This is a genomic window from Candidatus Binatia bacterium (genome assembly GCA_023150935.1).
Lineage (GTDB): Bacteria > Desulfobacterota > Binatia > HRBIN30 > HRBIN30 > JAKLJW01.
Map to the genome: position 1 here is coordinate 59494 of JAKLJW010000023.1, position 26375 is coordinate 85868.

Genomic DNA, 26375 nt, shown 5'->3' on the forward strand with positions numbered 1-26375 from the left:
GGCGTCAATCGATTCGATGTACCCAGTCGGTCTCCACACCCGTTCGATACCCAACCGGCTGCCTACCGAACCAGCCAGACCGCCGCAGTTGCGGCCCGGCATCGGCACCCGCGGTGTCTCCGCGCCGCGCTGAACACGGGGCAGCGTCGGGCTCGGCGGACCCGCCTGTCCCTTCACGGGGTCGGAGCGCGAGATGGATTCACGAAGGGCAACGGCACAACGTGCGCCGCTCGGCCATCCGGAGTTGAAATCGCCACCGTGGCGCCCGGTTCCCAGTACCCGCGGCGGACATAACCGAGGGCGATCACGGCTTTGCATGCCGGAGACCACGCCGCACTGGTGATTCTCCCCACGTCCTTGCCGGCATCAACCAGATCGATCGGCACCGCGGGGACCGCTTCGCCCTCGCACACGAGCCCCACAAGCTTCCGCTGCACCTGCCCGCGCGACGCGACGCGCTCAACCACTTCCTGCCCGAGATAGCACCCCTTGCGATAACTGATGGCGCTCTCAATGCCGACCTCACTGATCAGCGTTTCGTCGTCCATGTCGCGACCGTACCAGGGGATACCGGCTTCCAGTCTCAGGATATCGAGGGCCTCCATGCCGACCGGCTCTGCCCCGGCGGCGCGTCCGCGCTCCCAAAGCGCCGCGGCGGCCGACGGCGACCCGTAAAACACGTACCCGGGTGCACCGCCGTGGCTCATTGCCGCGATGCGAAACGTAACGCCGTCGATATCAGCCGGCAGATGCGCGAACGCCGTCGTTGGAACCGGCCCACCGATCAGCGCGGAGACGACAGCGGTCGCTTCCGGGCCCTCAAAGGCGATCAGAGGTGCAGTCGCCTCGGCCGGCAGCAGTTCGACGTCGTCCGCGATGATGTACCGATCCAGCGTCTCGCGCACGACATCTACCCGCGCGGCCGGCAGGTCCAACCACATCTCCTCCGCCAGCCTCAGCGCAAATAGATCGGCCACAATGCGACCCTGAATGGTCAGCAGGGCGGCATACACACCCTGCCCGGCATTGAGATGAACGACGTCGTTAGTGAGCATCCCCTGAAGGAAGGTCTCATGATCGCCGCCGGCCACCCGCAGGAGACCACGAAAGCGCGCGTCAAGCAGGCCGCAGCCCTGCCGCACTGCCGCCCACTCCTGGGTTAGCCCGGCGAAGCGGATCGGCAACGCCACACCCGCGACGAAAGAACCGCCGGCGGCCGCTTCGACCGTCTCCAACGCGTCTGGCATTATCTCAGCCCCACCCGGCATCGGACTAACAGAATCCCGGCAGGCACGGAAGCGCGCCGATAGGCGCACCGAAGCACCACGAACTTTTTCCTTGTGCGTAAATAAAAATGGGAGTATTACCCATGACTATGGGATGTTTTCCCATAAACATGCGTGGCCCGCCTTAGACCCTGATCGCTGCGGCCGGGTCCCTGCGAACGAGGAGAGCGGCCCTCGTGTCAAACGGTCCGAAACCTGTCACTACTCATCAAGCCAGAGAAAGCTAAGACCGAGGAGAAGGTAACGATGATCTCGAAACGACTTATGGGACTGACCCTTGGATTGGGTCTCGTACTTGCGAGCGCCGCCGTGGCCCACGGACGCGGACCGTCGGGTCCGGGGATTCCGCCTAACCCGGGGCCGCGACCGAGTCCTGGACCGGTCAAGGATCGTTTGTGTGTCCATCTCTGCAAGGACGACGCGCGGGCCTGCACGGCATCGGCCCACGCCGAAAGGCGCGCTTGCCGTGCCGAAAACTGCGGCGAGGCCATCGATGCGGCTCATGCCGCCTGCTCGGCTGACCCGGCGTCGCCCGAGTGCGCCGACGCCCGCACGCAAGCCCGCGAGTGCCTGCACACCTGCAATGCCGCCTTCCGCGCCGCCATGGAGGAATGCGGCACCGATCTGAGGGAGTGTATCGCGATCTGCCCGGATGCCGGCGCAACGCCACCCAAGGACCCGACCTGCATCGCCACGTGCCGCGAGGACCTGCGGGCATGCTTGACAACCGTCCGTGCGAACGCGCAAACCTGCCGCGAGGGGTGCAGCGATCTCGTCGAGGCCGCGAAGACCGCCTGCGAGGCCGATCGCCATTCGGCGGCCTGCAGGGATGCTCGCGCCGCCGCGAGCGCTTGCTTGCAACCATGCCTGGAAACCCAGCGCTCCGAACACGCCGCCTGCGACCGCGCGGCCGGCGCATGCGCGGAGGCGTGTCCTGACGCGCCGGTACCCACACCAACGGCAGCGGCTGAGTAATGCGACAGTAGTAGACGCTGGCCCGACCGTGGGCCCTCCCCCGCCGGGATGTCCGATCGTGCTGCCCCCCCCACACCTGCACGGTCGGCGCCCGGCGGGGCACGGTTGCCTCGTTAACGGAGCGCCCCACTCGTGACCCTGCCGCCAGTACGCGGTCCTCTCAAGGCCAAGTTCGTCGCCGCCATCAGGCGCCTGCTGCACCCTGTGGTTCGGCAACTCGTCACCTACGGGGTGAGCTACCCGGCGCTCAGCCGCCTTCTCAAGCAGATCTACGTGGAGGTTGCGGAGCAGGACTTCGCTCTGCCGTTCAAGCGCCTCACGGACAGTCGGGTTTCACTGCTCACCGGAATCAACCGCAAAGAGATCGTCCAACTCCGGCGCCGTCCCTCGCGGTCCACGGCCGTAGTCGAAGTCGAGGACACGCTCGCTACCCATGTGCTCGGCCGTTGGATGGCGAGCCCGCCCTACGCCAGCCGTGACGGCGTTCCCAGGCGTTTGCCATATGACGTGTCCGACTCCGCCACGCCGAGCTTTGCCAGACTGGTACGCGAAGTCGGGGTCGACATACCTGTCCGGTCGGTACTCGACGAGTTGCTACGTCAGGGTGCCGTCGAATTGCTGCCGAACGGCGACGTAGCGGTGGTTAGAGAAGCGAACATCCCGCAGGACGATATCGAGGCAAAGCTCACGTTACTTGGTGCAGATCCGGGGGAGCTGTTCACCACCATCGTGCACAACATCGAACACCCGGAGGCACCCCTCCTGCAGCGCAAGGTCGTCTACGACAACATCGGCGCCGATGCTCTCGTCCAACTTCGCGAGGAGGCCCGCCGCCTTGGCGAGGAGTTCATTCGCCGCGCCAATGCCCTGTTGGCCACCCAGGATCGCGACCGCAATCGGGATGCACCCGGCGGCCGGCGCACCCGCGTGGTGCTCGGCACCCACTACTTTGAGGAACCGTACGAACCGTCACCACCGGCCCCGGTGGACTCGCCGCTGCCCGGTCGTATCCGGAGGTCTCGATGAAACGGCCGCGCAGTCTCTTTCTCCTGGCCCTCTTGCTCCTGGGCGGGTGCGCAGCCGACGGCGGCCCGGTCGGCACCGGCATCGCCGCGATCAGCGGCAACGTCGTGGCCGTGGACACTGCCACCGATGGCGCCACCGCGGAAAGTGGCCTCGCCACCGCACTCCCCTTCCCGGTCACGGTCAGTATAGACGAGGCCCCGGGGATCGCCGACACCACCGACGCCGAGGGCAACTTCGAGTTACGTGGCGAGTTCTCGGGCGCGCTCACATTGCGCTTCCGGGGCGACGGTATCGATGCAACGACTCCCATAGACATTCCGGCGGGCTCCGTGCTCGTCCTCGAAGACGTCACCCTGCGCCGCCAGTCGGTCGAGCCGGCCAACGTGCGCCAGCTCGAGTTCCTCGGCCGCATCGTGATGGTGGACTGCGTCGACGACGCCAACGGAGTACTGCTCGTCGACGACCGGGCCCCAGGACGCAATCAATTCCTCGTGCGTATCTCGGCTGACACCGAAATCACGCGCCGCGGAGGCCGTCCCCTCGCCTGCACCGCGCTACGGGTCGGCGACGAAGTCGGCATCCAGGGCGAGGTCCGTCTCCGCACCGACCGCACCATCGACGCCCTCGCCATCGTTGTGGCACCGAAGAACCCGCCGCCGGACCCGGGCCCGGTGCAACCGGTGCGGTTTACGGGCACGGTTGTAGCCGCGGACTGCACCGCCGAGGTGCTCCTGCTCGCATCCGTAAACGGCGGCACCCGCGTTCGACTGGTGCCAACGACACGTTACTTCACCCCCGACGGGCACGGTGGCCGACGCCCGATCGCCTGCACGGACCTCGCGCCGCGGGGTCACGTCGAGGGCAACGGCACGGTGCGGCTGAACAACCCGGGAGCGATCGTCGCCGAGACCATCGTGTTCCGCCCGGCGACCCGCGGTTGAGCAGCGCGGCATATGCGTTAGCGTGGTGTGGCGGGCACCAATCAGGGCCACTCAGGTTGCTTAGCGCGACCCTCGGTGCCGCTTACGCCGCAGGCCTGACCCGGATCGAACTCGAGGTCGTTGCGTCGAACGCGGCGGCCATCGCCCTCTACGAGCGCGGCGGCTTTGCGCACGATGGGCGCAAGCGCGCTGCGCCCATCGTCGACAACCGGGTCGAGGACCTCATCTGCATGGCAATCGCGCGTGCGGATGCGCCCGGCGCCGCAAGACTGCCCTTCGCTAGAGAAGGCGAAGGACGCCCGCAGGGGCGAGAGGCCGACGGTAATCCGGGTACTCAGACCACCAGGGGGTTGCGCGTTTTCAGTCCTGGGAACCGCCCGAAGTCACGGTCGGCCGTCCACAATTCGGTGACCCCGTGCTGCTGGCAGAGCGCAGCCACTCTCGCATCGTGCACCAGCGGCCCGCCAACCCGGCCCGTGTCGATGACTTCGCGCAGCTTCCTCCAGTAACGATCGGCCTCGGCGAGCACCACCAGGGTCGGCGATTCGAGCCAGGCTTCCACCTGGTCCACGGCGACAGGCACGGGGGTCGGTGGGACGTAAATGCGCGGATGGGTGACGATGGCGAGGAACTCATGAATGCAGGGCCAGGGGATGGCCCACGGCGCGCGGCTCTCGGCGAGTTGCACGACGCACGCAGAGGCGGCGTCATGCCAGGCCGAGTCTTCGCGGTGGGCGTATACGAGGATGTTGCTGTCGACGGCAATCACCCGCCGCGGCCCTCGTAGCTCAGGTCACGGATCTGTTCCCATGCGGCCTCGGCAAGGCCCGGATTCAGTCCCCGGCCCTTGAAACCGACCTTGCGCAGGCGAAACGGCTCGGCGCTCTTGTGCTCGGCGATGATTCGCCGCAGCCCCTGCTCGACCAGCGACTTAAGCGTCGTGTTCTCGCGGTTCGCCAGCCGGCGGGCTTCGTTAAAGAGGCTGTCGGGAATCTGAATGGTTGTCTTCATATGGCTGGCCATATCAGCTCAAACGGTTAACCGTCAATCGCCCGTTTCGTGTAACAGCGCGGGCTACCACCCGCAACCCAATGCCCGCAACTCCCCGTTCGCCCCGAGTAGGGCGCGTTTGTTCAGGGGCCGTATCGAGGGGTCGCACCAGACGTGCCTCGATACGCGCCCGAAAAAACGGCGCTACTCGGCGCGAACGGTGGCGCACTGCTCCTCGATTATCCGGAAAGTTTTTCGCGCCGTGCGCGCGAACTCGGAAATCGTAGATCGGCAAGGTTGCAAGGCCGCCGGACGCCCTTACGCAAGACGGTCCTGTGTGCACGGCTGCGGGCCACCGATCGGGTTCGTCGATGCACGGACCCGCCAGCGTGGCCGTTGTGGGAGAACGTCGGTCCGACTTGACACTCACACCGACCTCGGGACAACTGCACCGCGGACAGGAGGTGAGCATGCAGTTTACCGACATCCTCTTTGACAAGACCGACGGAGTCGCGTGGATCACTATCAACCGTCCTGACGTGCGCAACGCTTTCCGGGCCCGCACCGTCGACGAGATGATCGCCGCGTTCCGCGCCGCGTGGGGCGACCCCGATGTCGGTGTCGTCGTCCTGACTGGCGCGGGCGACAAGGCCTTCTGTTCGGGCGGCGACCTGCGCGACCGCAGCGCATCCGGTTACGGCGACCGGCCGGGAATCGGGCTCGACGTAGCGACTCTCCACGGTGTCATCCGCAACATCCCCAAGCCGGTCATCGCCATGGTCAACGGCTTCGCTATCGGCGGCGGCCACGTGCTGCACGTCATCTGCGATCTGTCGATCGCCGCCGACAGCGCCGTCTTCGGCCAGGTCGGCCCCCGCGTCGGGAGCGTCGATCCCGGCTTCGGCACCGCGTATCTCGCCCGCATCATCGGCGAGAAAAAGGCCCGCGAGATCTGGTTTCTCTGCAAGCAGTACACCGCACAGCAGGCCCTCGAAATGGGGCTCGTCAACAAAGTCGTTCCCGCCACACAACTCCGCGCCGAGGTCGAACAGTGGTGCCGCGACCTCCTTGCCATGAGCCCGACTGCCCTCAAGCTGGCGAAGTACTCCTTCAACGCCGACACCGAGCACATCAACGGCATCACCGAGATGGGCTTCAGCGCCCTCGAGCTCTACTACCGCACTCCTGAAGCCCAGGAAGGCCGCAACGCCTTCATCGAGAAACGCAAGCCAGAGTTCCGGAAGTATGCCAGGTAAAGGAACTGGCGGCAGGGCGTTCGGGGTCAGGCTCTCAGGGAGTCGTTACGCGGAACGGCGTCACTCCAGCACGACGAGATCGTTGCGGTGAATTACTTCCTCGGTGAGTTTGTAGCCGAGTACAGCTTCGATGCCGGCAGAGTGGACGCCTTTGATCCGGTCGATCTCATCGGCGCCGTAGTTAACGAGGCCGCGCGCGAACTCGCGGCCTGACGGGTCGAGGCAACGGACACAATCGCCGCTGCCGAACCGACCTTCGACGTGCTTGAGGCCTTTGGCGAGCAGGCTGCGGCCGCGCTGGGTGATCGCCTCGTACGCTCCCTGATCGACGGTCAGGGAACCCACCGGCTTCAGTGTGTACGCGATCCAATGCTTCCGTCGGGCCAGTTTGTCGCCGGCCGGCAGGACGAGCGTGCCCACAACCTGGCGCGCCTCGAATACCGCCGGCAGCACGCCCGGGTGCAGGCCATCGGCGATGATGGTCGGAATGCCGGCGAGCGCCGCCTTGGTCGCCGCCGCCACCTTCGATGCCATACCGCCCGTCCCGAGCGGGCCCTGGCCGTCCATCGCGTACTTGCTCGCGGCGCGCGTCGGGTGCTCGACCACGCGCACCAGCTCGGCGTCCGCGTGTACCCGCGGATTGCGCGTGTACAGGCCCTCGACGTCGCTCAACAACACCAGCAGATCGGCCTCGACCAGCCCGGCAATCAGGGCGGAGAGGTTGTCGTTGTCGCCGAAGTTCATCAGCTCGTCGACGACCACCGTATCGTTCTCGTTGGCGACCGGCACCACGCCTGCGGCGAACAAGGTCTCGATCGTGCGGCGCGCATTAAGATAGCGGCGACGGCTGGCAAGGTCTTCGTGGGTCAGCAGTATCTGCGCGACTCGCGTTCCGTGCGCACCGAAGTACTCCACGTACAGCGCCATCAGATCGATCTGGCCGACCGCAGCCGCGGCCTGGCGTAGCGGGACCGTCCGGGGCCGGGTCGTCATACCGAGCCGCGTCATCCCGGCTGCAACCGCGCCCGAAGTCACGACCACCACATCGACGCCGTCGCCGCGCACCGCGCAGATCTCCCGACTGAGGTCGCGCAGGCGCCGATGGTCGATACCGGCCGGCCCCGACAGGATGCTACTGCCGATCTTCACCACCGCGCGTCGCACCCGCCGCAACAGGCGCTGCTTGTGCCCGAGGTGATCCTTCATTCCCCGTTTCTTTCGGCCGCCAGATCCGGCGACCAGGGCACCGGCGCCGCGGCGGCATGGCGCTCGGCGCGCAACGTCCGTACCTGCCCGCCGACGTCGCCCATTAGAGCGCCCACGCCAGCACCGGTCGCCGCGGAAATCCCGTGCAGCTCGATGCCGCGTGCCGCGAAGCGGCCCTGCAGCTCCGGAAACGCCCGGCGCGCCTCCGCCAGATCCAGCTTGTTGCCGACAACCACCTGCGGCTTGGCAGCGAGCGTCGCGTCGAAGGCGGCCAGTTCGTGGTTGATCGCGTCGTAATCGGCAAGCGGATCGCGTCCGCTCAGCCCGCTCACGTCGATCAGGTGAATCAGCATCGACGTCCGCGAAAGGTGGCGCAGGAACCGATGCCCCAACCCGAGGCCGCGGTGTGCCCCCTCGATCAGGCCAGGGATGTCGGCGAGCACGAAGCTGAACGTCTCGCCGGCACGGACCACACCGAGGTGCGGGACCAGAGTCGTGAAAGGGTAGTCGGCAATTCGTGGCCGCGCCGCCGAAACCCTGCTGATCAAGGTAGACTTGCCGGCATTCGGGTAGCCGACCAACCCGACGTCGGCCATCAGGTGCAGTTCCAGCCGTAGACGCAAGTCCTCTCCCGGCGTTCCCGGCTGCGCATATCGTGGGGCCTGGTTGGTGGGCGTGGCGTAATGCATGTTGCCGCGCCCCCCCTTGCCGCCGCGAGCGACGACATATCGGCAGCGCGGCTCCGTCAGGTCGACAACCACCACGCCGTTTTCGGCATCGCGCACGATGGTACCCACGGGAACCCGCACTTCGAGGTCGGTTCCGCGCTTGCCGAACTGGTGTTTGCCGCGACCGTGCTCTCCTCGCCCGGCCCGTAACAACGGCTGGAACTTGAAGTCGAGCAGTGTCGTCAACCCCGGGTCGGTCACGAGGACAACGTCACCGCCATCGCCTCCGTCGCCGCCGCTGGGGCCACCGTGCGGCCGGTACTTCTCGCGCAGGAACGCCACGCAGCCGCGCCCGCCGTCGCCCGCCCGAACGTGGACTACGGCTTCGTCAATGAATTTCATCTGTATCGCCGGGCCGAGGGTAGCGAGGGACGCTACCGAATGAAAGCCGTGCGGTCGTCGCCCGAAGCCGACCGCAGCCGGAAAAGCGAATCTGGTCGCTCAGGACGGAAAGATGTGCACCTGTTTCCTGTCCTTGCCCACACGCTCGTACCTTACGATGCCGTCGATCAGCGCGAACAACGTGAAGTCGCGACCCATGCCGACGTTCTTACCCGGGTGTATGCGCGTGCCCAACTGGCGGACCAGGATGTTGCCGGCCCGCGCGAACTGCCCGGCGAACACCTTCACTCCACGCCGCTGGCCGTTGCTGTCGCGGCCGTTGCGCGTGCTCCCCTGCCCCTTTTTATGAGCCATGGGCTTCCCCTCCGCTCTCGATGGCAGTCACACGGACATCTGTAAACAGCTGACGATGACCGCGATGGCGGCGGTAGTTCTTGCGCCGCTTCTTCTTGAAAACCAATATCTTCTTGGCTTTTCCCTGTTGCACAACCCGCCCCGTGACACGGGCCCCCGCCAGAAGCGGCTTGCCGACCCGCACCGCGCCTGCGTCCGCGGTCATCAGGACATCCGTGAACTCGATGTCGCTCCCCGGGTCACCCCCGATCTTCTCTACCCGAATGAGATCGCCGGGAGCGACGCGATACTGCTTGCCGCCGGTGCGAATGACTGCGTAGCTCATTAATCGTCTCCTGACGTGAATTCAGGTGCTTAGAAAAACCCCTCACCCTTGTCAACGCCGGGCGTCATGCGTATGCCAACGTTCCATGACCGCGCTGGTCCGTTGGCCCCGCCGGCGCCGTCCGGTACCCGAATCATGGCCACCCGTGGTGTTTCGGTGGGACCTGGACAAGACTTACCTCAAGAGCGACTTCGACTCGCTGCGGGGACTCGTACGCATCCCGTTCGAAAAGGCCGAGAACAAGGTGGCGGTGCCGGGGGTCGTGCCGCTCATCCGCGGCTTGCGCCGCCTCGCCACCGAACGCGGGCAAGACATCCGCATCCTCTTCCTGTCCGCCAGTCCGCCGCAGATCGCCAGGTCGATCAAAGCGAAGCTAAAACTCGACGGTATCGAGTACGACGGCATCGTGTTCAAGAACCAGCTCCACCACATCGTGCGCGGACGGTTCCGCAACCTGCGCGAGCAGGTCGGTTACAAGCTCACCGAACTGCTGAAGAGCCGGCCGCAGATGCCCGCGGGGTCGCGGGAGATCCTCTTCGGGGACGATTGGGAGTCCGATCCGATCATATACTCGTTGTACGCGGACATCGCGGCGGGACGCATCGAGGCCGCCGAGATCGCACCGGTGTTGCACACCATCGGGGTCGACCTGCGCCTGATCGACGAGATCGGAAAGCGCACCGCCGCCGTCGACCGCGCGGAGATCGTCGGGCGCATCTTCATCAACCTCGAACGACGCACGCCGCCGAGGATGTTCAGCTCGTTCGGTGCCCGACTCGTACCGGCGTTCAACTACTTCCAGACCGCGGTATGCCTGTACGAGATGGGTCACTTGACCCTGCCCGCGGTCGCCGAGGTTGCGACCGAGATCATCGAGGACGCCGGCCACACGCCGCAGCGCCTGAGCAACTCCCTGGCCAACATCGTGCGCCGCGGGCACATCCGGCCCGCCAGCGCGGCATCGGTTCGTGCCACCCTGCAGCCCATAGGCCTCCTCGCCAGTCGCCGGCGCGCCGGATCGCGGGCTTTTTGGCGGCGCCTCCGCAAACGGCTCTTTTCCCGGCCTGACGACCGCCGCATGGCGGCGCTCCCCCCATCTACGGCAATCGACTACGCCGCTCTGGTCGCAAACTGGCGCGCCGCACGGCAGGAGAGAACGGCATGACCGACTGCATTGTGGTTCTCGTTACCGTTGGAACGGCAGAAGACGGCACCCGCATGGCGCGCGCTCTTGTCGACGACCGGCTCGCCGCCTGCGTCAACGTCGTGGGCCCCATCCGCTCGATCTACCGTTGGGACGGACAGGTTTGCGACGATGCCGAGCACCTGTTGGTGATCAAGACCCGCGCGGCGCTCTTTGCTGCCACCACCGCCCGCATCCGGGCAATGCACCCATACGAAACGCCCGAGATCGTCGCGCTACCGATTACGGACGGATCGGAGCCTTATTTGGCATGGCTCCGCGGGGCCACGCCGGCCGCAGTCGACTGATCCCCGCGACGGCGATCGCCGCGTGGCCGCCGCCCTCGTCCGGAAACCTTCCATCCCGCGCGGATCGGCCTGGCTGAGGGAACTGCGTGTCCTTCCGGCAGAGATGCGAAGCGCAATTTTATCGAGGGGATTTCCGGGCGCGTAGCACTCAGCCAGCGGGCACTGCGTCATTGACGCGACGCCGGGCGAGGCTGGCCAGGGTTTCGCGATAGTTCCAGGGCATCCAGAGGCCGGGTTGATCCTCGAGGTGGTCGGCGTTGTTCAGCAGGGAGTTGACGTAGTCGAAGGGGTCGGCGCCGATCAGTTCGGCGGTCAGCTCCGCCAGGGTGCCGATCGCCGATCGCCACAGCTCGCTCTCTTCCTCGCCGATCGGTGCGACCCTCCACCGGTCGACGATCGCCGCCAGCGTCGCGACATCGACGTCGAGACGCTGGCGCCTGGCCCGCTGGCGCCGAGCGCTCATCGGCCCGCACACAGCCGCCGGCGGTAGTCGCGCACCAGCGGGTAGCCCAGCACGTCCTTGAGCGAGCGATTCGGCCGCTTCGATTGCGAGTCCTTGCCCCGGCCGGTCGTGCGACCCAGATACCGCCAGTTCGCCGCCCGGTAGCACGTCCCCGCAAAGCGGGGGGCGTCGACGAAGGTCTCGGCGAAGTACACCGGGTGGCCGTAGATCCGCTCCCACTCGGCGGGCAGCATGCGCACCATGCGCCCGAGCAGGTGCGAGGCCAGGTGCACCACGTCCATCCACGGCACAATCAGAAAGCGCGGGTTGTAGGCGACCAGATGGATGTTGCGCCGCCGCTCGGCCGCGCTCCAGCCGATGTGGCGGTCGCGCGGCCCGAGGTGGCGCGGCGCGGAACTCCACGCCAGGCACGCCACCGGCCGCTCGCCCGCATACACCAGGTACTTCAGCTGCTCGCCCACCGGCTGCGTGTAGCCCAGGTAGTGATGGGTCTCGATCAACCCGTTGAACAGTGCCTCGGCGGGGCTGCGCCGCACCTGGCGAAACTCCAGCGGCCCCAGCTCCGCAATCGTGCAGCGGATCGGGCTCTGCTCGATGTCGCTCACAACACTCGGGCGCGCACGGCGTGCCAGCGGGTTCGGCGGCCGGCGGCGCACCGGCGGCAGCTCGATGTGGCCCGCGCGGTGGAGCGCCAGCATCAGCGAGCGACACACCATGTCGCGCGGCCTACCGTTGGGCTGGGTCCACCCCCACACCTCGCACAGCTTCTTCGACAGCCCGCGGCGGCTCTGCTCGGGGTGGGACGCGATCAGCTCGCGGATCTGTGCGACGTCGCCGTCACTGACGACGCGGCCGCGGTACGTGAGCATCGTTGCCATGGCCCGGTGTCGTACCACCGCCGGCCGTGGAACGTAAGGACGCCGACGCTTACACTGCGCGATCCCCGATCCGACGCCATGGCTCGGCTCCGCGCACCCCGCGCGGGTCCCCACCGCTCAGCAGCACCGCCACCTCGTGCGCCTCCAGCGGCCGCGCCCGCCCGATGTCGATCTCGACGAACTCCGCCCTTCGGCGCTGCCCTCGCTCGCTCCTGCGGCGACTTTGACCTGCCTCGTCCGTGCGTTGCTTGAGCGCCTGGTAGCTCAGCCCAAGCTCGTTGGCGATCCGGTAGGCGCCGCGATCATGTGCAAGCTCCACGGCCGCGCCCCAAAGCTCCTCGGGCATGCGCTTTCCCGGCCGGCCCGCTTTACGCCACCGCTCGATCCGCCCTCGCAACGCTTCCGCCCCGACCGCTCGGCCGCCTCTTCGTCGTGCCATCGCTTCGCCTCCTCGTCTGCCGACGAGGATACGGCCGGGAGCGCGGAGCCGTCACGCACGCTTGCCGGAAGGACACGGAAAGCATCCAGCAATCATGGCCATTCCAGGTTCTGTGCTGGGCCGCGGGTACGAGCATCGGTTCCCTCCTGCGCAACGTCTCTCTGCAAATCGACTCGGAGCAAAGCTAACGCCAATGCGTCTGCCGCGCGCGTCTTTCTGCGCGTCGGCAGGACGCAACTGTTCGGCATGTCGCGAGGTGGACGATCACTTCCGACGCAGCCAGTAGAATGGTTGTCGGTGATGATGTGCGACGGCCAGGATGCGGATCGCGATTGGCGTAACCGAGTAGTAGATCGTGTACGGAAATCCAGACAGCACCTTCGACCGGATCCTGCCTCTGGTGACGAACCCCGATTCAGGGAAGTTCCGGATCTGCGAAGCGGCGGCCTCAAATGTCGCGATGAAACGAAGGTGTGCACCACGTTCTCCCGCTGCGCACTCTGCGACTGCCGCTACATACTCCTGCTCGGCAAGCGGGTTGAACGTGAAGTCGAGCATCAGCGGTACTTCGACCGCACTCGGCCGAGCACTTCGTCGCCGGGAATACAAACAGCAACGCCCTCGTCCATTTCCGCATCCCGACGTTCCGCCTCGTCGATCCATAAGCCGCGAATCACTTCGGGATCTTCCGATTCGAGACTGCGCACGAGAGCGTGTGCGATCCGGAGGCGTGCTTCCGGCGCGAGATCCAATGCGGCAGTCTCGATTTCGTCAGGTTGCGCCTTCATGTGGGTACTCCCTTGAAGAACAGTACGCCTGCCTGTCGGTCGGAGCAAGCAGAAGCCGCGACACCACAAGCAGCCGAACGCTGTAGTTCGGCCCGCGAAATGCGCGCGATTCGCTGTGACGTCGAAGACTCCAATCCACAACTGTCCGATAACGGACCTTGCGTCGCCTAGTTCGCCGCCTTCTGCTTCGTCTTCGCGATGATCGTGAGGTACGCCATCGACGTGGGCGGCATGTTGGTGTTGTCCGCCAGGAAAGCCGTGCACATGATTTTCTTCGACGTAGCGAGGATCCGCGCCGATCCATGGCTCATGAGACCGAGGTTGAGGTCGACTTGCGCGCTGAGACCACTATTATGACCATCAGAGCGAGGTCGACCGAGACATAGCGGCCAACACCGAGAGCAGCATGCGTTCGCAGTTGGGGGCTGAGTGTGGCAATTCGCCTGCTGCTCGATGAGGATGTTCGGCCGTTACTCGCGCAGACCCTCCGCCAAAGGGGGTTCGATGCCCGCCACGTGGACGAGCTGAAGCGCAGCGGACTCAGCGATTCGGAACAGCTAGCCTTCGCCGCCAAGCAGCGACGGGCCTTCCTCACGCACAACATTCGCGACTTCGTGCTCCTCGATCGCGCGTACCGTGCGAAGGGCCTGACCCACTACGGCATCGCGGTGTGCGATCAAGTGCCCTTTCGCGAGCTGCTTGGGCGCACGTTGCGCTGCCTGGATCGAGAGTCGGAGGCGGGCATCCGCAACAGAAATGCTGGACACCCACCGACCCACACCCGCCGACGCGGCACGCGACATTCCCTTCTCTCCATCGACGTCTCGCCGAGAGCGTGCGGGAACCCGTCATCACCTCGAATACGCTGGCGGTAGAGCCCGACGTACAACGACACCGCACCGACAGGGTCCGTCCCGAACGGCGGCCCGTCCGCCTCTGGTCGCCCACGATTCGCGCCCCCGTCGGGTGGGTGTCCAACGTTTCCTCCCGCCGACCGCCGCAAGGCTCCGCCAGTTAGTCACCATGCACTGCTTCATGGCGGGTACCCTGCGCCAACACACGCTGACACGCAGCTCACACCCTTCCGGGATGTGCGAGAGCTTCTTTGCCACGCTCGAATGCGAGCTGCTCGACCGCCATCGCTTTCGCCACCAAACCGCGGGCGCGCATGGCGATCTTCGAGTTCATCGAGGGGTGGTACAATTCGCACCGTCGTCATTCCTCGCTCGCGCACCTCTCGCCGATAGCGTTCGAGCGCCGGTTCACAGGCTCGGCGTTTATCCCGGTACCGACACCGCTCCCGGAAAGCCACGATGCCCACCCCTGATCACCGACCGCAGCGCCTCCCCCTCGCGCTCCCCCTGACCTGCTACGCGCGTGGGAGCAGCTGCCCACAGTGTGGACGGGGGCTCAGGTCGCTTGCGCAGCTCGTCGCCTGGTATCACGTCGTGCTACATCGCCGTCCACAATGTGGACAGCAGCTTGTGCTGTCACCGTGGCTCGGATTTGTACGCGCGTGTTCGGACGATTTACAAATCGAATCCCAGAGATCAGAAACCAGGACTGGATCTCCAGTCCCTAACCGTCCACGAAAGCGGGACAGCTTCACGTGCCGCCGACGCCGATCGAGAGGCAGTTGTTGGAGCGGTCCGCATCGGGCAGGTTCGAACGGTTCTCCGTCCACCCGAGCAGCAGGGTGACGGCCTACGGGCATGCGGATAGCTCCTGGCGCCGGATTGTGGGGGAACGAGGCAACTGGCATGAGCGGCGCGACGCGAGTATATTCCGCCGATGCCCGACGTTACCGCGATCTACCACCGGACCAAGGAAGTCAACATTTACCCGCTCGGCGGCGACCGCTTCCTGATCGAAGCTTTCCTGCAGGACGAAGTTCACGACGTGCACGCCGAGGTGGAAGTCCTGCACCCATCGCTCGAGATCGTCGCGGCGCGCAGCGAGGTGCGCAACGGTCCCTTCACGGCGGTCTGCAACATGACCCACCCCAACGTGGAACGGCTGATCGGCATGCGCGTCGCGCGCGGCTTCACCGGAGAGGCGCGCAAGATCGTCGGCGGGTCCGAGGGCTGCCATCGCATCTCCGAGTTGCTCGTCGAGATCGCTCAGGCGGCTTATCAACTCCACTTCGTGCGCCTGTTTCAGGACGTTCCATCCGAGGTCCGCGCACGCGAGGACAATCCGAGCCTGCGGCACAAGTTCGTTCTCGGCAATGTGCCGGGGATGCTCAACACGTGCTTCTCTTACCGGGAACAGAGCGCACCGCTGATTGCCGAGAACCCCACGCCGCTGCGCTTGCGACCGCAGGCGATGCCGGTGCGCCGGATCGACGACACCGAAGGCAGGTAATCCCGCTGCCGGCAAGCGCTCGCCGCAGCGCACCAATTGGCCCCCGGTGTCGTGGTGCGCGCCGCCCTAGGTGCGGCGCGTGTGCGGCGTCGGCGCGACTCCCTCGATGCGGAAGCCGTCGCCGGCGCCGCTGCCCGCCTCGCGCCCCGGGGGTGACTTGAATCGCATGTCGAAACCGCGAATCCGCAGGCGGAGGTTGTTGGCACTGTCGGCGTTCGCCAACGCCTGTTCTTCGGAGACCCGCTCCTGGGCGTACAGATCGAATAGAGCCTGGTCGAACGTCTGCCCGCCCTCCTGCGTGCTCTTTTCCATCGCTTCCTTCAACGTGTCGACCTCGCCGCGCTTGACGAGGTCCTTCACCCACGGCGTGTCGACGAGTATCTCGAGGGCTGCAACTCGCCTGCCGTCCACCCCGTGCACCAGCCGCTGCGAGATGATCGAGCGCAGGTTGAGGGAGAGCTGAAGGTAGATCTCCGGATGGCGCGTCGCCGGGAAGAAGTTCATCACCCGCTCGATCGCCTGATTGGCGTTGTTCGAGTGTAACGTCGCCAGGCAGAGATGCCCCGTCTCGGCAAAGGTGATCGCCGCCAACATGGTTTCCTGATCGCGCACTTCGCCGATCAGGATGACGTCCGGGGCCTGGCGTAGCGTGTTCCGCAAGGCATCGGAAAAGGTCAGCGTATCGAAACCCAGCTCGCGTTGACTGACGATGCAACGCTTGTGCTTGTGGACAAACTCAATCGGATCCTCGACCGTCAAGATGTGTCCGTCGGTTTCCTGATTGCGGTAGTCGAGCATCGCCGCCAGGGTGGTCGACTTGCCGGACGCAGTGGCTCCGGTTACCAGCACCAGGCCTCGCCGACTGAGCGCAACCTGCTTCAGGATCGCCGGGAGACCCAGCTCGTCGATGGTGGGGATCTGCGTCTTGATGCGGCGGACAACTACACCCACGGCGCCGCGCTGCCGGTAGGCATTGACCCGGAAACGCCCAAGGCGATCGGAGCCGATCGCCAGGTTCATCTCGAGCTTCTCCTGAAACACCGCCTGCTGGCGCTCGGTCATCAACGCATAGGCCAGCGCCTCCGTCTGTGCCGCGGTGAGCGGCGGCCCATCGAGAGATTGGCTGACACCCTCGACACGCAAGACGGGAGGACTATCGACCGCGAGGTAGAGGTCCGACGCCTCCCGTTCGACCATCGAAGCCAGGAGGGGACGAATGTCCATGCCCCGGCCTCAACGACCGGCGGCGGCGCGCATGCGCTGCCCGGCCGCGAGACGGGCATCGCCCCCCGGCGAATTGCCGAACAGATTCTGCGTCGTGGTCCGCTTTTGCGCCTCCTCCGCGCTCACCAGACCGCGCGACACCAGGTCGAGCAATGCCATGTCCATGGTCTGCATGCCGACCGACTGCCCGGTCTGCAGCACCGATGGGATTTGATGGATCTTGTTTTCCCTGATCAGATTGCGCACCGCCGTCGTGCCGATGAGGATCTCCAGCGCCGCGATCCGGCCACCGCTGCGCTTCTTCAGCAGCGTCTGGGTAATAACCGCCTGTATCGACTCGGAAAACATGGCCCGGATCTGACCCTGCTGTCCGGCCGGGAAGACGTCGATGATGCGATCGACGGTCTTCGGAGCGCTCGACGTGTGCAGCGTGCCGAAGACCAGGTGTCCCGTCTCGGCCGCGGTCAGCGCCAGCGAGATGGTTTCGAGGTCACGCAGCTCTCCGACCAGGATGACGTCGGGGTCCTCGCGCAGCGCACCGCGCAACGCCGCGCTGAACGACATCGTATGCGGACCGACCTCACGCTGGTTCACCAGACATTTCTTCGAAACGTGCACGAACTCGATCGGATCCTCGATCGTCAGAATGTGTCCCTCGTAGCTGTCGTTGATGTAGTCGATCATCGCCGCCAGCGTCGTCGATTTGCCCGAACCGGTCGGGCCGGTGACCAGAACCAGGCCCTTCTCCTTGTCGCAAATCTCGCGTACCACCGGCGGCAGCGCAAGCTGCTCCATGGAGAGGATCTGCGTGGGAATGGTGCGAAAGACCGCCCCCTCACCCCACCGCGTCCGGAAGGCATTGACGCGGAAACGCGCCAGCTGGCCCAACTCGAATGAGAAATCAACGTCGTTGGTCTCCTGGAACGTCTTGCGCACGGCGTCACTCATGATGTCGAACACCATGTTGTGAACTTCGTCCGCCGTCAGCGCGGCGTGCTCTATGCGCTTTACGTCTCCATGTATGCGTACCATCGGGGGCTCCCCCGAGGTCAGATGCACATCGGAAGCACCTTCTCGATGCGCGAAGGTGAGCAACTCGGTCAGCTCCATCAATGCCCCTTACGTCCGTGCTGACCCTGACGAGGAGCAAGTCAGGGACCATAGCCACCCGCCTTACCGACACGACCATCGGAGACGACGAATGACATCTGGCGGCACCGCACCGACGCCGGCAGCGACACATCGTCGTTGCCATAGCGGTCACGAAAGGCTGCTGAGCATTACCTTCATGAGTACGTTGCTGCCGGCGTGGTAGACGGTGGGCAGCAGGACGCTGCCGGTGCGGGCTCGCAGCCAGCCGTAGAGAAGAGCGGGGAAGAAGACCGCCAGACGCGCTGGCCCGCCGAAGGGAATGTGGCACAGGGCGAAAACCGCCGCGGCCACGACGAGACCGGCGCCCCACGAAGCGCCCAGCAAACGATAGGGACGATGCCACGTCAGATCGCACTGCGTTTGTAAGTACCCGCGAAAGAACACTTCCTCCGGCAGAGCGACGAGCAGTACCTGCTCCAGAATCAGAACCACGAAGTCGGGCGGGAGGCGCGGCGTGAAGGTCGCGCCGCTGAGCCAGTGCGCCCAGAGATAGTGCCCGAGGGCGTAGGGCACGAACACCCCGCCCACCAGCGCAAGGTGGAAACCGGGGCGGCCGATAGTGCCCCAGGTCAGGCCGTATGCCTCCAGTGGCCGCCGCGTCCAGGAAATGAGCGCCACGGGCACGAGAAGCCACAACGTCGGCAGGCGGAGACCGACCGCCAGGGAGAAGGTCAGTCCGAGAATCAGACCCGCCTCCAGCAGCGGCGGCAGTCGGCGACGCGTCGTTTCCAAGGAACCCGGCTTCCGGTTGCGGACCCGCGAGCGTTCGCCCTTGCCCGCGTTCCTGTCAGGGCGCCGCCGCGAGAATGCCGGTCGCGGCAACGTTGACCGGACTGACAAGCGGAATCACCGACAGAATCCTCCCCTCCTGCTGCACGATCAATTCGCCGATTGGCTGATCGCGGCGCACCGGGGCGGCAATCTCGCCGGGCATCTGATAGCGGACCTCGATCAGCGATTCCTCGCCACGACGCCGCACCAGAGCGAACTCGCCTTCGGTCACCGGGGTTATCTCCGCAACGGCACCACCGGCGATCCGCACCGGGACGTTAACTCGTTCCCCTTCCTTAACGACGTCGATGCGCTCGTACTGCGCGAATCCGCGCTTCAGCAGCTCCGCTGCCGTGGCGTAACACTGAGCCGGCACCGTCGCCCCGAGTACGACCGCCAGGAGCCGCATCCCGCCGCGCTCCGCAGTGGCCACCACGCCGAATCCAGCCGAGGCATGCAGCCCGTCTACCCCTGCAACCGCGCCCACCATGGGATTCGCGTTACGCAATATCACCGCCCCATCCTTGAGTGGCAGACCGGCCAGGCCGGACCAGTGGACCACAAGCTCATGGTCAAGCAAGGCGCGAGCAAGGCGGCCGAGTTCCCTGGCAGACGTCTGACTCGACGCTCCATCCACCTGGAGCGCCGATCTCCCAAGGTCGGCGAACTGCGTCGCCGTCATCCCGAGCCTCAGGGCACGGGCGTTCATCAGCTCCACACCGGCCGGTACCGAACCCGCAATCGTCTCCGTCACGGCGACCGTAGCATCCTCAGCACCACTGACGGCAATGGCCTTGAGCAGATCGCTTAATGGATACCTCTCGTTCTCACGCAACGGTATGCCGGACCGCGCGGCCACCGCCGGACCCGGTGCCACCGGCTCGTCCAGAGACAGCACCCCCAGGGCCACTTGCTCGAGACCGAGCAAGAGCACCATCAGCCGGGGGAACGACCCTGCCGGCCTGAGCGCTTCACTATTGAACTCCTCAAGCACCCGACCGCCGAGAGCGTCCATCAAGAGGAACGATATATCGCGCGACGCGGCTGGGGTTGCCGAGGCGCGAGCCGTAACCGCCAGCGCCACCTCAGCGAAACATATCAGCGCCGCAACGCTCGCAAAGCACAGAAGGCCTTCCACCCAACCCCGCCGCAGCATGCGGCCTCACTACCATATCACCGTGGCATTGCCACGTGCGTAACGGGGTATGACAAGTAAGCCGAGGGATCGGGACTACTCGTCGTCGCGGTCCCGCGGCCCGCCCTCGCGCGGGCCCCGCGGCGTCTGCGGTCGCGCCTCGTTAACGATGATTTGGCGGTTTACCAGGTTGTGCCCGTTCAGCATCTGCACCGCCCGTTCAGCCTCGTCCTGGTTGGCCATTTCGACGAATCCAAAGCCACGAGACTGTCCGGAGAACTTGTCGCGGATGATGTTCACGGACTGCACGGCACCCGCCTGTTGAAACAGCGTCTGCAGTTCGTCCTCGCGGACCTTGAAGGGGAGGTTGCCCACGTACAACCGAGTGCCCATGTATTCGCCTCCTTGCGGCACGCGCCAAGGGGACCCGCGACCTCCCGACATACCCCAATGGCCTGTGGGCTCGTCCGGATTCGACGCAGGCTCCCCCTTCAATGCGGTGAAACTCTACTGCCGGAGCGCGAGTCTAGTCAATGCAAATCTTGGACGACACACGTCCCTGGTCCGATGGAGTGGCCGCTCCTGACCGCCCGAGAGCCACCCGCCCCACCCGGATCAGATGTAACCCGACGCCGACAGATACTCGGCCACCAGCACCGCACCTTTGGCGGCACCCATCTTGGTATTGTGCGACACGAGCACGTACTTGACGCCGTGGGGGAACGCTTGATCGGCACGGATGCGACCCACGCTCGTGGTCATGCCCCCGTCGGCATCGCGATCCAGACGCGGTTGCGGCCGGAAGGGGTCGTCGTGGACGGTAATCAAGTGTCGCGGCGCCGAGGGCAGAGCCAAAGCATCCAGCTCCGCTCCGCACTCACGGAACGCCGCCGCGACGTCGTCCGGCGGGCACGGCCGCGTCGTTGCAACGCACACCGACTCGGTATGCCCCTCGATGACCGCCGCACGTGTGCAGGTCGGGCTCACCGGGAACGGGGCAGGCACGATACCGTCGGCACCGAGCTTACCGAGGATCTTGCCGGTCTCCCGGGCGACCTTCTCCTCTTCTCCCGAGATGTACGGAATGACGTTGTCGACGATGTCGAGACCGACCACACCCGGCGACCGTCCTGCACCCGAGATGCCCTGCATCGAAGTCATGATGACGCACTCGATCCCGAAGCGATCGAGGAGCGGCTTCAGCGTTATCACCATGCCCATGGTGGTGCAGTTCGGCAGCGGCGTGATGAACCCGCGCCAACCGCGCCGGCGGCGCTGGATATCGATGAGACGAGCGTGCTCGAAATTGACGCCCGGCACCATGATCGGGATGTCGTCTTCATACCGAAAGGCCGAAGCCGTGCTGATCACCGGAACGCGCTCGGCATAGCGGGGCTCCAGTTCCCGCGCAGCGTCCGATTCCACGGCCGTGAACACGACGTCGATGCCGTCGAGATCGATATCGGCGGCATTACCCACCTGCAGGTCCAGCACAGCCGCGGGCGGCTCTTCCGCACACCACCAGCGACGGGCCCCCGTCTTCGCGTCGCAGATCGCCTCCCCATACCGCTTGCCTGCCGATCGTTCGGAGGCCGCAACCAGAACAGTGTCGAACCAGGGATGTCCGTTTAGAGCCACCAGGCACTGCTGACCGGCGATGCCGGTTGCGCCAACCACAGCCGCGCGCTTCTTGTTCATGATCGGTCCTTTCGAAACCGGATATTAGGGAACGCCGGCGGCAGTTGCCAAGGGGCCCGGAACGTTGAGCCGGGGAGTCAGCTCGTTTAGGATCGGTGACTCGATGATTCGCGCCGAACACCTGACCAAACAGTTCGCCACGCTCACGGCCATCGACGACGTGTCTTTCGAGGTGTCACGCGGGGAAGTCGTTGGCTTCCTCGGGCCGAACGGCGCCGGCAAGAGCACGACCATGCGCATCCTCGGCGGCATCTTCCCACCGACGAGTGGCCGCGCCGTGGTCGCCGGGCATGACGTGGTCACCGAATCGCTCGCGGCACGGCGGGCGGTCGGCTACCTCACCGAACGCGTGTCGCTGTATCTCGACATGACGGTGCGGGAGTATCTCCAGTACGTCGCCGAGCTCAAGGGCCTGCAGCGGCGCCAGCGCGGCGACGAGGTGGATCGCGCGCTGCACGCCTGCAGCATAACGCACGTAGCGCACCGCCTCGTAGGCACGCTCTCGAAGGGCTACCGCCAGCGCGTCGGTATTGCCCAGGCCCTTGTCGGGCGACCGCAGGTCCTTATTCTCGACGAACCGACGGCCGGACTCGATCCGGAGCAGGTGGCGGAAATGCGCCACCTGATCCGCACTTTCCACGGCGAGAGCACGGTAATTCTGTCGACGCACATACTGTCGGAGGTCGAGGCCATCTGCGATCGGGTGATCATCATCGATAAGGGCCGCGTCCTCGCGGTCGACACTACCGCCAACTTGAATCGGCGGTTGCGACGGACGTCGCAAATCCATGTGGAAGTCGGCGCGCCCGTGGCGGCCGTGGTTCGACGTTTGGAGGCAGTTCCCGGGGTGGTCGAGATCACGCCGGCCGTCAGTGCCTCGTCCGACACCGTCAGCATCGTCGTTGCCACCGAGAAGGACCGCGACCTGCGCGCCACCGTCGCAGCGGTGGTGGCCGAAGCCGGCTGGCCCTTGCTCGAATTGCGTCCGGTGACGCTCACGCTCGAAGAGATCTTCTTGCGCCTGGTGTCCGAGCAGAAGAAAGACAACGAGGAGAGGCATGAAGGCGCTCGTCATTTGCCGGCGTGAGCTGCGGTCTTACTTTACGTCGTACATCGCCTATGCCTTGTTGGCGATCTTCCTGCTGCTCAGCGGCTATTTCTTTTACAGCGACCTGATCTTCTTCGTGCTGTTCGGAGGCTACGTGCTGCCTACCGGGCTGTGGCAGTTCGTGTTCCTCGACATGCGACTGTGCGCGATGCTCGTCCTGCCCCTCCTGACGATGCGCCTGTTCGCCGAGGAACGTAAACTCGGCACGATCGAGCTACTGTGGACGTATCCGGTCCGGGACGTCGAGATCGTCGCCGGCAAGTTCTTCGCCTGCTGGCTCTTCTTTCTGACCATGCTGGCCCCCACCGTCCTGAACCCACTTCTCTTCTACCGCTTCTACCAGTTCGACGTCGGGCCGCTGCTGGCCGCCTACCTGGGCATCCTGCTGCTGGGTACGGCCTTCGTCGCCTGCGGCCTGTTTATCTCGTCGATAACCGAAAACCAGGTCGTGGCGGCCATGGGCACTTACGGTATTCTGGTGTTCTTCTGGTTCCTGACCTGGAACGAAGAGGTGGCTGACGAAGGTGTGGTGCGCCTGTTGTTCCGACTATCTCTGTTCGACCACTTCTACCAGTTCCCGCGCGGCGTCATCGACACGCAGGACGTCGCCTTCTTCCTGGTCTTCACGGCGTTTTTCGTGTTCCTCACCCTGCAATCGCTGAGCGTGCGCAAGTGGCGCGGGGTCAAGTGAGATGACGTCGAAGCGCCAGTGGGCACCGACGCAAACCGTCAGGCACTGGCTGCGCCTCGCGATCCAGATAGCGCTGGCGGCAGTCCTCTGCGGCCTGATCAACCTGTGGGCCGAGAGGCATAATCGGCGCTTCGACCTCACCCCGACCCAGAGTTACGTGCTGTCCGACGCCGCGACCGCGGTCGCTCGCGGCCTGACGGGACCGGTGCGCATCACCGGCTTCTACAACAGTCAGGAACCCGGGCAGCGGCGACAGATGCTTGACGTTCTCGGGTTATTCGCGGCGGCATCCCCTCACATTACCTACCGGCTCGAAGATCTCGACCGCTCGCCGGCACTCGCGAAGAAGTACGGTATATCCAACTTCAACAGCGGGGTGGTCGAACGCGGGCAAGATGTGCGCGCCGTGCGTAGCATCAACGAGGAGGAAATCACTGGCGCCCTCCTCAAACTGACCCGCCCGGAGACCCGCACCCTGTGCTTCGTCACCGGACACGGCGAGCGACGCCCGGGGGACGTGTCCGACAGGATCGGCTACAGCGAGGTCGGCAAAGCTCTGCAGCGCGAGAACTACGAGATCCGGAGCATCGACTTCGTACCACCGGAAGGCCCCCCCCCGGATTGCACGGTCCTGATCATTGCCGGCCCACAGCGCGACTTCCTGCCGGGCGAGGCCGCGAGCATAGAACGCTACCTTGACACCGGCGGGCGAGTCATGCTCCTGGTCGATCCGCAGGCGCCCGCGTCGATAGTCGAGTTGCTTGCCCGTAACGGTGTGCGCGCCGGCGACGACATCGTCGTCGACGAACGCAATCGTTTCTACGGCGCTGACAGCTTCATGCCGCGCGTGCCCATCTTCGACGAGGGCACTTTCAGAAAGAACCTCGATACTGCCGCGGTCTTCTCGCTGGCAAGGACGGTAACCCCGCTCGACAGCGCCAGAGACGGCTACCGTGCCCTGCTGCTCGCGATGACGAGCCCGGAGAGTTACGCACGCATCGATGGGGGCGACGTGCCGGAGGGAACGGGCAAGTTCCGTCCCGACACCGACAAGCCCGGCCCGCTGCCCGTCGGCGCAATCGTCACCGGTCAACCGGCCGACGGTGGACCCGGAACCGAAACGCCCACTCCAGCCACACGCGGGCAGATGATAGTGTTTGGCGATTCCGATTTTCCAAGCAACCTGTACCTGAACCTGCTAGGCAACAAAGACCTTTTTATGAGCAGTGTCGGGGTTCTCGCCGAGGACCCCGAACTCGTCGCCGTGCGCCGCAAGGGCCTGCCGCGCAGCTCTCTATCACCGGTATCGCTGACGGCCGAACAGGGACGCTTGATCTTCTGGATGGCCGTCGTCGTGCTCCCCGGGTTCTTCGCCGTCCTCGGAATCGTCATCACGTGGCGACGGCAAAGGCGCTCGACGGTGTCCGCATGACCCCGCGGACCACCTTGTTCCTTGTGGTCCTGATCGCACTGGTCGGCAGCTATCTGTGGTGGGAGGAAAGAACCTCCCAACCATCTACTGCGCCCGCCGGTACCGGTCGCGGGGCGGTACCGGCCGCATCGACGACACCTTTACGCGGCTTTTTCACTTTCGAGCCGGATCAGGTCGTACAGGTGCAAATGCAGCGTGGCGGCACCACGTACACCGCAACTCGTTCCGGCCCCGACTGGCCGACACCCGCGATCGGAGACTTTCTGCGCGTGCTTACGCAGGTAGGGGTGATCATGGACATCTCGGCAGACCCCCTTCCCGCCGCGGAGTACGGCCTCCTGCCCCCGCGCAACGAGGCAACGCTAATCCTTGCCGGCGACCTCCCACCCCTGGTTCTACGGATCGGCGACCGCAATCCGCCCTCCACCGGGGTGTACGTACAGATCGGCCCCAGCGGCCCGATCGGCCTCGCGGGCGCCCTGGTCGATTGGGAATTCGAAAAAGCTTTTCGCGGACTTACCCCCACCGGGACACCCTCGGCCCGAGCCTCCGCCGGGTAACTCCCCCGCCGTCAACAAGCGTCGAAACGCAAAATTGACGACGCCGGTTGAATCAAGGCCGAACAGAGGCCATAATCCAGACAAGGATAGTCCAATATGAAACGCAAACCTTCGCAGATGGATACCCTTCGGAAGGTGTATATCGAGCTGAGTGGGAAGCGAGTGGCAGCCTGGGAACCCAAAGACCCGACCAGGCGAGCGCTCGGCCGGTGGACAGACCCTCAAGCGCTGCTGCGCCGGATTTATGAGCTCGATCACCCCGAGGAGTTCGTTCCCGAGGGCCCGGGTCGACAGTGGCAGGCAACTTGGCGGGGACGTTTTAGCGTGCCCGGCAAGGCCAAGTCTCGCGACGCCGCGTAACCCCCCAGCGCGGCCGCAGGCTGGGGCGTCCCGCATCGAGCGGGCGCCCCACCCCCTGCTTCTTCATTAGGGGTCTTCACGGATTCGTGTGGGTAGAAAGTGGGCTGCATGGTATCGGGAACCCGCGATTGGCAAGGGTTTGAGCGTTTCGAGCCGATCGAAAGACTTGGCATGATCTGCGGATGGCGAAACGACGACGGCTGCAGGACGAGTATCGGTTCGCGGGAACGCGCCCACTGGCGACCGTGCGTGGGGTGTTCGGCGATCGGATGGCGCGGATTGTCACCCTGGTTCGGCGGCGAAAAAAACGGAATGCGGCATCTGCGGGCAAGCGCAGCGCAGCTTCTACGATCGGCGTCAACGCCTGGTGCGCGATCTGTCGAGCGGTGGCG

General features: G+C 65.3%; 32 protein-coding genes. 14 read left to right on the forward strand and 18 right to left on the reverse strand.

Annotated features, from left to right (window positions below):
• Positions 1-173 precede the first annotated feature (173 nt).
• Entirely contained in the window at positions 174-1247 is a 1074-nt protein-coding gene (locus L6Q96_14415) for a hypothetical protein (protein ID MCK6555747.1), read from the reverse strand.
• Between the two features lie 285 nt (positions 1248-1532).
• Between L6Q96_14415 and L6Q96_14420 the strand changes: the two genes are divergently transcribed.
• The 3 genes from L6Q96_14420 (at position 1533) to L6Q96_14430 (ending at position 4228) form a co-directional block, all read left to right on the forward strand.
• Positions 1533-2261, forward strand: coding sequence for a hypothetical protein (locus tag L6Q96_14420; protein MCK6555748.1), 729 nt, complete (start codon positions 1533-1535; stop codon positions 2259-2261).
• A gap of 132 nt (positions 2262-2393) precedes the next feature.
• Entirely contained in the window at positions 2394-3287 is an 894-nt protein-coding gene (locus tag L6Q96_14425) for a DUF6502 family protein (protein MCK6555749.1), read from the forward strand.
• On the forward strand, positions 3284-4228 hold the full coding sequence (locus L6Q96_14430; protein MCK6555750.1) for a hypothetical protein: 945 nt from the start codon (positions 3284-3286) through the stop codon (positions 4226-4228). The genes L6Q96_14425 and L6Q96_14430 overlap by 4 nt, the downstream gene beginning before the upstream one ends.
• Before the next feature lie 334 nt (positions 4229-4562).
• Here the strand turns inward: L6Q96_14430 and L6Q96_14435 are convergent, their stop codons facing one another.
• Entirely contained in the window at positions 4563-4997 is a 435-nt protein-coding gene (locus tag L6Q96_14435) for a PIN domain-containing protein (GenBank protein MCK6555751.1), read from the reverse strand.
• Positions 4994-5239, reverse strand: a complete 246-nt coding sequence (locus L6Q96_14440; GenBank protein MCK6555752.1) for a type II toxin-antitoxin system VapB family antitoxin — start codon at positions 5237-5239, stop codon at positions 4994-4996. The genes L6Q96_14435 and L6Q96_14440 overlap by 4 nt, the downstream gene beginning before the upstream one ends.
• Before the next feature lie 449 nt (positions 5240-5688).
• Between L6Q96_14440 and menB the strand changes: the two genes are divergently transcribed.
• Positions 5689-6474 carry a 1,4-dihydroxy-2-naphthoyl-CoA synthase gene (gene menB / locus L6Q96_14445; GenBank protein MCK6555753.1) on the forward strand — a complete coding sequence of 262 codons (786 nt, stop codon included), beginning with the start codon at positions 5689-5691 and terminating at the stop codon, positions 6472-6474.
• A gap of 60 nt (positions 6475-6534) precedes the next feature.
• On the opposite strand, the gene proB is transcribed toward menB, so the two are convergent.
• The 4 genes from proB to rplU form a co-directional block, all read right to left on the reverse strand.
• Positions 6535-7680 (reverse strand): glutamate 5-kinase, encoded by a 1146-nt coding sequence (proB, locus tag L6Q96_14450; GenBank protein MCK6555754.1) that lies wholly within the window; start codon positions 7678-7680, stop codon positions 6535-6537.
• A complete protein-coding gene (obgE, locus tag L6Q96_14455) occupies positions 7677-8750 on the reverse strand; it encodes a GTPase ObgE (GenBank protein ID MCK6555755.1) in 1074 nt (357 codons plus the stop codon). Before obgE ends, proB begins: the two co-directional genes overlap by 4 nt.
• Before the next feature lie 99 nt (positions 8751-8849).
• Positions 8850-9104: a 50S ribosomal protein L27 gene (rpmA, locus tag L6Q96_14460; protein MCK6555756.1), complete on the reverse strand. Its 255-nt coding sequence runs from the start codon at positions 9102-9104 to the stop codon at positions 8850-8852.
• On the reverse strand, positions 9094-9429 hold the full coding sequence (gene rplU / locus L6Q96_14465; protein MCK6555757.1) for a 50S ribosomal protein L21: 336 nt from the start codon (positions 9427-9429) through the stop codon (positions 9094-9096). The genes rpmA and rplU overlap by 11 nt, the downstream gene beginning before the upstream one ends.
• 148 nt (positions 9430-9577) lie before the next feature.
• Here rplU and L6Q96_14470 point away from each other — a divergent pair, with 148 nt between their 5' ends.
• On the forward strand, positions 9578-10594 hold the full coding sequence (locus L6Q96_14470) for a hypothetical protein (protein ID MCK6555758.1): 1017 nt from the start codon (positions 9578-9580) through the stop codon (positions 10592-10594).
• Positions 10591-10920: a divalent-cation tolerance protein CutA gene (locus L6Q96_14475; protein ID MCK6555759.1), complete on the forward strand. Its 330-nt coding sequence runs from the start codon at positions 10591-10593 to the stop codon at positions 10918-10920. The genes L6Q96_14470 and L6Q96_14475 overlap by 4 nt, the downstream gene beginning before the upstream one ends.
• 148 nt (positions 10921-11068) lie before the next feature.
• On the opposite strand, the gene L6Q96_14480 is transcribed toward L6Q96_14475, so the two are convergent.
• From L6Q96_14480 to L6Q96_14500, 5 genes are all read right to left on the reverse strand, one after another.
• Positions 11069-11383, reverse strand: a complete 315-nt coding sequence (locus tag L6Q96_14480) for a hypothetical protein (GenBank protein ID MCK6555760.1) — start codon at positions 11381-11383, stop codon at positions 11069-11071.
• A complete protein-coding gene (locus L6Q96_14485; protein MCK6555761.1) occupies positions 11380-12261 on the reverse strand; it encodes a DUF4338 domain-containing protein in 882 nt (293 codons plus the stop codon). The genes L6Q96_14480 and L6Q96_14485 overlap by 4 nt, the downstream gene beginning before the upstream one ends.
• A gap of 49 nt (positions 12262-12310) precedes the next feature.
• Positions 12311-12700: a hypothetical protein gene (locus tag L6Q96_14490; GenBank protein ID MCK6555762.1), complete on the reverse strand. Its 390-nt coding sequence runs from the start codon at positions 12698-12700 to the stop codon at positions 12311-12313.
• A gap of 264 nt (positions 12701-12964) precedes the next feature.
• Positions 12965-13258, reverse strand: coding sequence for a type II toxin-antitoxin system RelE/ParE family toxin (locus L6Q96_14495; protein MCK6555763.1), 294 nt, complete (start codon positions 13256-13258; stop codon positions 12965-12967).
• Positions 13258-13488 carry an addiction module protein gene (locus L6Q96_14500; protein MCK6555764.1) on the reverse strand — a complete coding sequence of 77 codons (231 nt, stop codon included), beginning with the start codon at positions 13486-13488 and terminating at the stop codon, positions 13258-13260. Before L6Q96_14500 ends, L6Q96_14495 begins: the two co-directional genes overlap by 1 nt.
• A gap of 431 nt (positions 13489-13919) precedes the next feature.
• On the opposite strand from L6Q96_14500, the gene L6Q96_14505 reads away from it, so the two are divergent.
• The 3 genes from L6Q96_14505 to L6Q96_14515 all read left to right on the forward strand — a co-directional run bounded on the left by L6Q96_14505 (position 13920) and on the right by L6Q96_14515 (position 15852).
• Entirely contained in the window at positions 13920-14363 is a 444-nt protein-coding gene (locus L6Q96_14505) for a DUF5615 family PIN-like protein (GenBank protein ID MCK6555765.1), read from the forward strand.
• Between the two features lie 293 nt (positions 14364-14656).
• A complete protein-coding gene (locus tag L6Q96_14510) occupies positions 14657-14815 on the forward strand; it encodes a hypothetical protein (GenBank protein MCK6555766.1) in 159 nt (52 codons plus the stop codon).
• Positions 14816-15279: 464 nt separating this feature from the next.
• Positions 15280-15852, forward strand: coding sequence for a DUF2889 domain-containing protein (locus L6Q96_14515; GenBank protein MCK6555767.1), 573 nt, complete (start codon positions 15280-15282; stop codon positions 15850-15852).
• A gap of 66 nt (positions 15853-15918) precedes the next feature.
• Here L6Q96_14515 and L6Q96_14520 read toward each other — a convergent pair whose 3' ends face one another.
• The 6 genes from L6Q96_14520 to asd form a co-directional block, all read right to left on the reverse strand.
• A complete protein-coding gene (locus L6Q96_14520; protein ID MCK6555768.1) occupies positions 15919-17076 on the reverse strand; it encodes a PilT/PilU family type 4a pilus ATPase in 1158 nt (385 codons plus the stop codon).
• Positions 17077-17085: 9 nt separating this feature from the next.
• On the reverse strand, positions 17086-18186 hold the full coding sequence (locus L6Q96_14525) for a type IV pilus twitching motility protein PilT (GenBank protein MCK6555769.1): 1101 nt from the start codon (positions 18184-18186) through the stop codon (positions 17086-17088).
• A 150-nt stretch (positions 18187-18336) separates the two neighbouring features.
• The gene (locus L6Q96_14530; GenBank protein MCK6555770.1) at positions 18337-18960 is read right to left on the reverse strand and encodes a CPBP family intramembrane metalloprotease; all 624 of its coding nucleotides are present in this window, start codon (positions 18958-18960) and stop codon (positions 18337-18339) included.
• A 55-nt stretch (positions 18961-19015) separates the two neighbouring features.
• A complete protein-coding gene (locus L6Q96_14535; GenBank protein MCK6555771.1) occupies positions 19016-20155 on the reverse strand; it encodes a serine hydrolase in 1140 nt (379 codons plus the stop codon).
• A gap of 75 nt (positions 20156-20230) precedes the next feature.
• The gene (locus L6Q96_14540; GenBank protein MCK6555772.1) at positions 20231-20527 is read right to left on the reverse strand and encodes an RNA-binding protein; all 297 of its coding nucleotides are present in this window, start codon (positions 20525-20527) and stop codon (positions 20231-20233) included.
• Positions 20528-20749: 222 nt separating this feature from the next.
• A complete protein-coding gene (asd, locus tag L6Q96_14545; GenBank protein MCK6555773.1) occupies positions 20750-21832 on the reverse strand; it encodes an aspartate-semialdehyde dehydrogenase in 1083 nt (360 codons plus the stop codon).
• A 103-nt stretch (positions 21833-21935) separates the two neighbouring features.
• On the opposite strand from asd, the gene L6Q96_14550 reads away from it, so the two are divergent.
• The 5 genes from L6Q96_14550 to L6Q96_14570 all read left to right on the forward strand — a co-directional run.
• Entirely contained in the window at positions 21936-22919 is a 984-nt protein-coding gene (locus tag L6Q96_14550; protein ID MCK6555774.1) for an ABC transporter ATP-binding protein, read from the forward strand.
• A complete protein-coding gene (locus L6Q96_14555; GenBank protein MCK6555775.1) occupies positions 22891-23631 on the forward strand; it encodes an ABC transporter permease in 741 nt (246 codons plus the stop codon). The genes L6Q96_14550 and L6Q96_14555 overlap by 29 nt, the downstream gene beginning before the upstream one ends.
• 1 nt (position 23632) lies before the next feature.
• The gene (locus L6Q96_14560) at positions 23633-25063 is read left to right on the forward strand and encodes a GldG family protein (GenBank protein ID MCK6555776.1); all 1431 of its coding nucleotides are present in this window, start codon (positions 23633-23635) and stop codon (positions 25061-25063) included.
• The gene (locus L6Q96_14565) at positions 25060-25623 is read left to right on the forward strand and encodes a DUF4340 domain-containing protein (GenBank protein MCK6555777.1); all 564 of its coding nucleotides are present in this window, start codon (positions 25060-25062) and stop codon (positions 25621-25623) included. Before L6Q96_14560 ends, L6Q96_14565 begins: the two co-directional genes overlap by 4 nt.
• Positions 25624-26165: 542 nt before the next feature.
• A partial coding sequence (locus L6Q96_14570; protein ID MCK6555778.1) for a hypothetical protein occupies positions 26166-26375 on the forward strand: 210 nt, incomplete at its 3' end.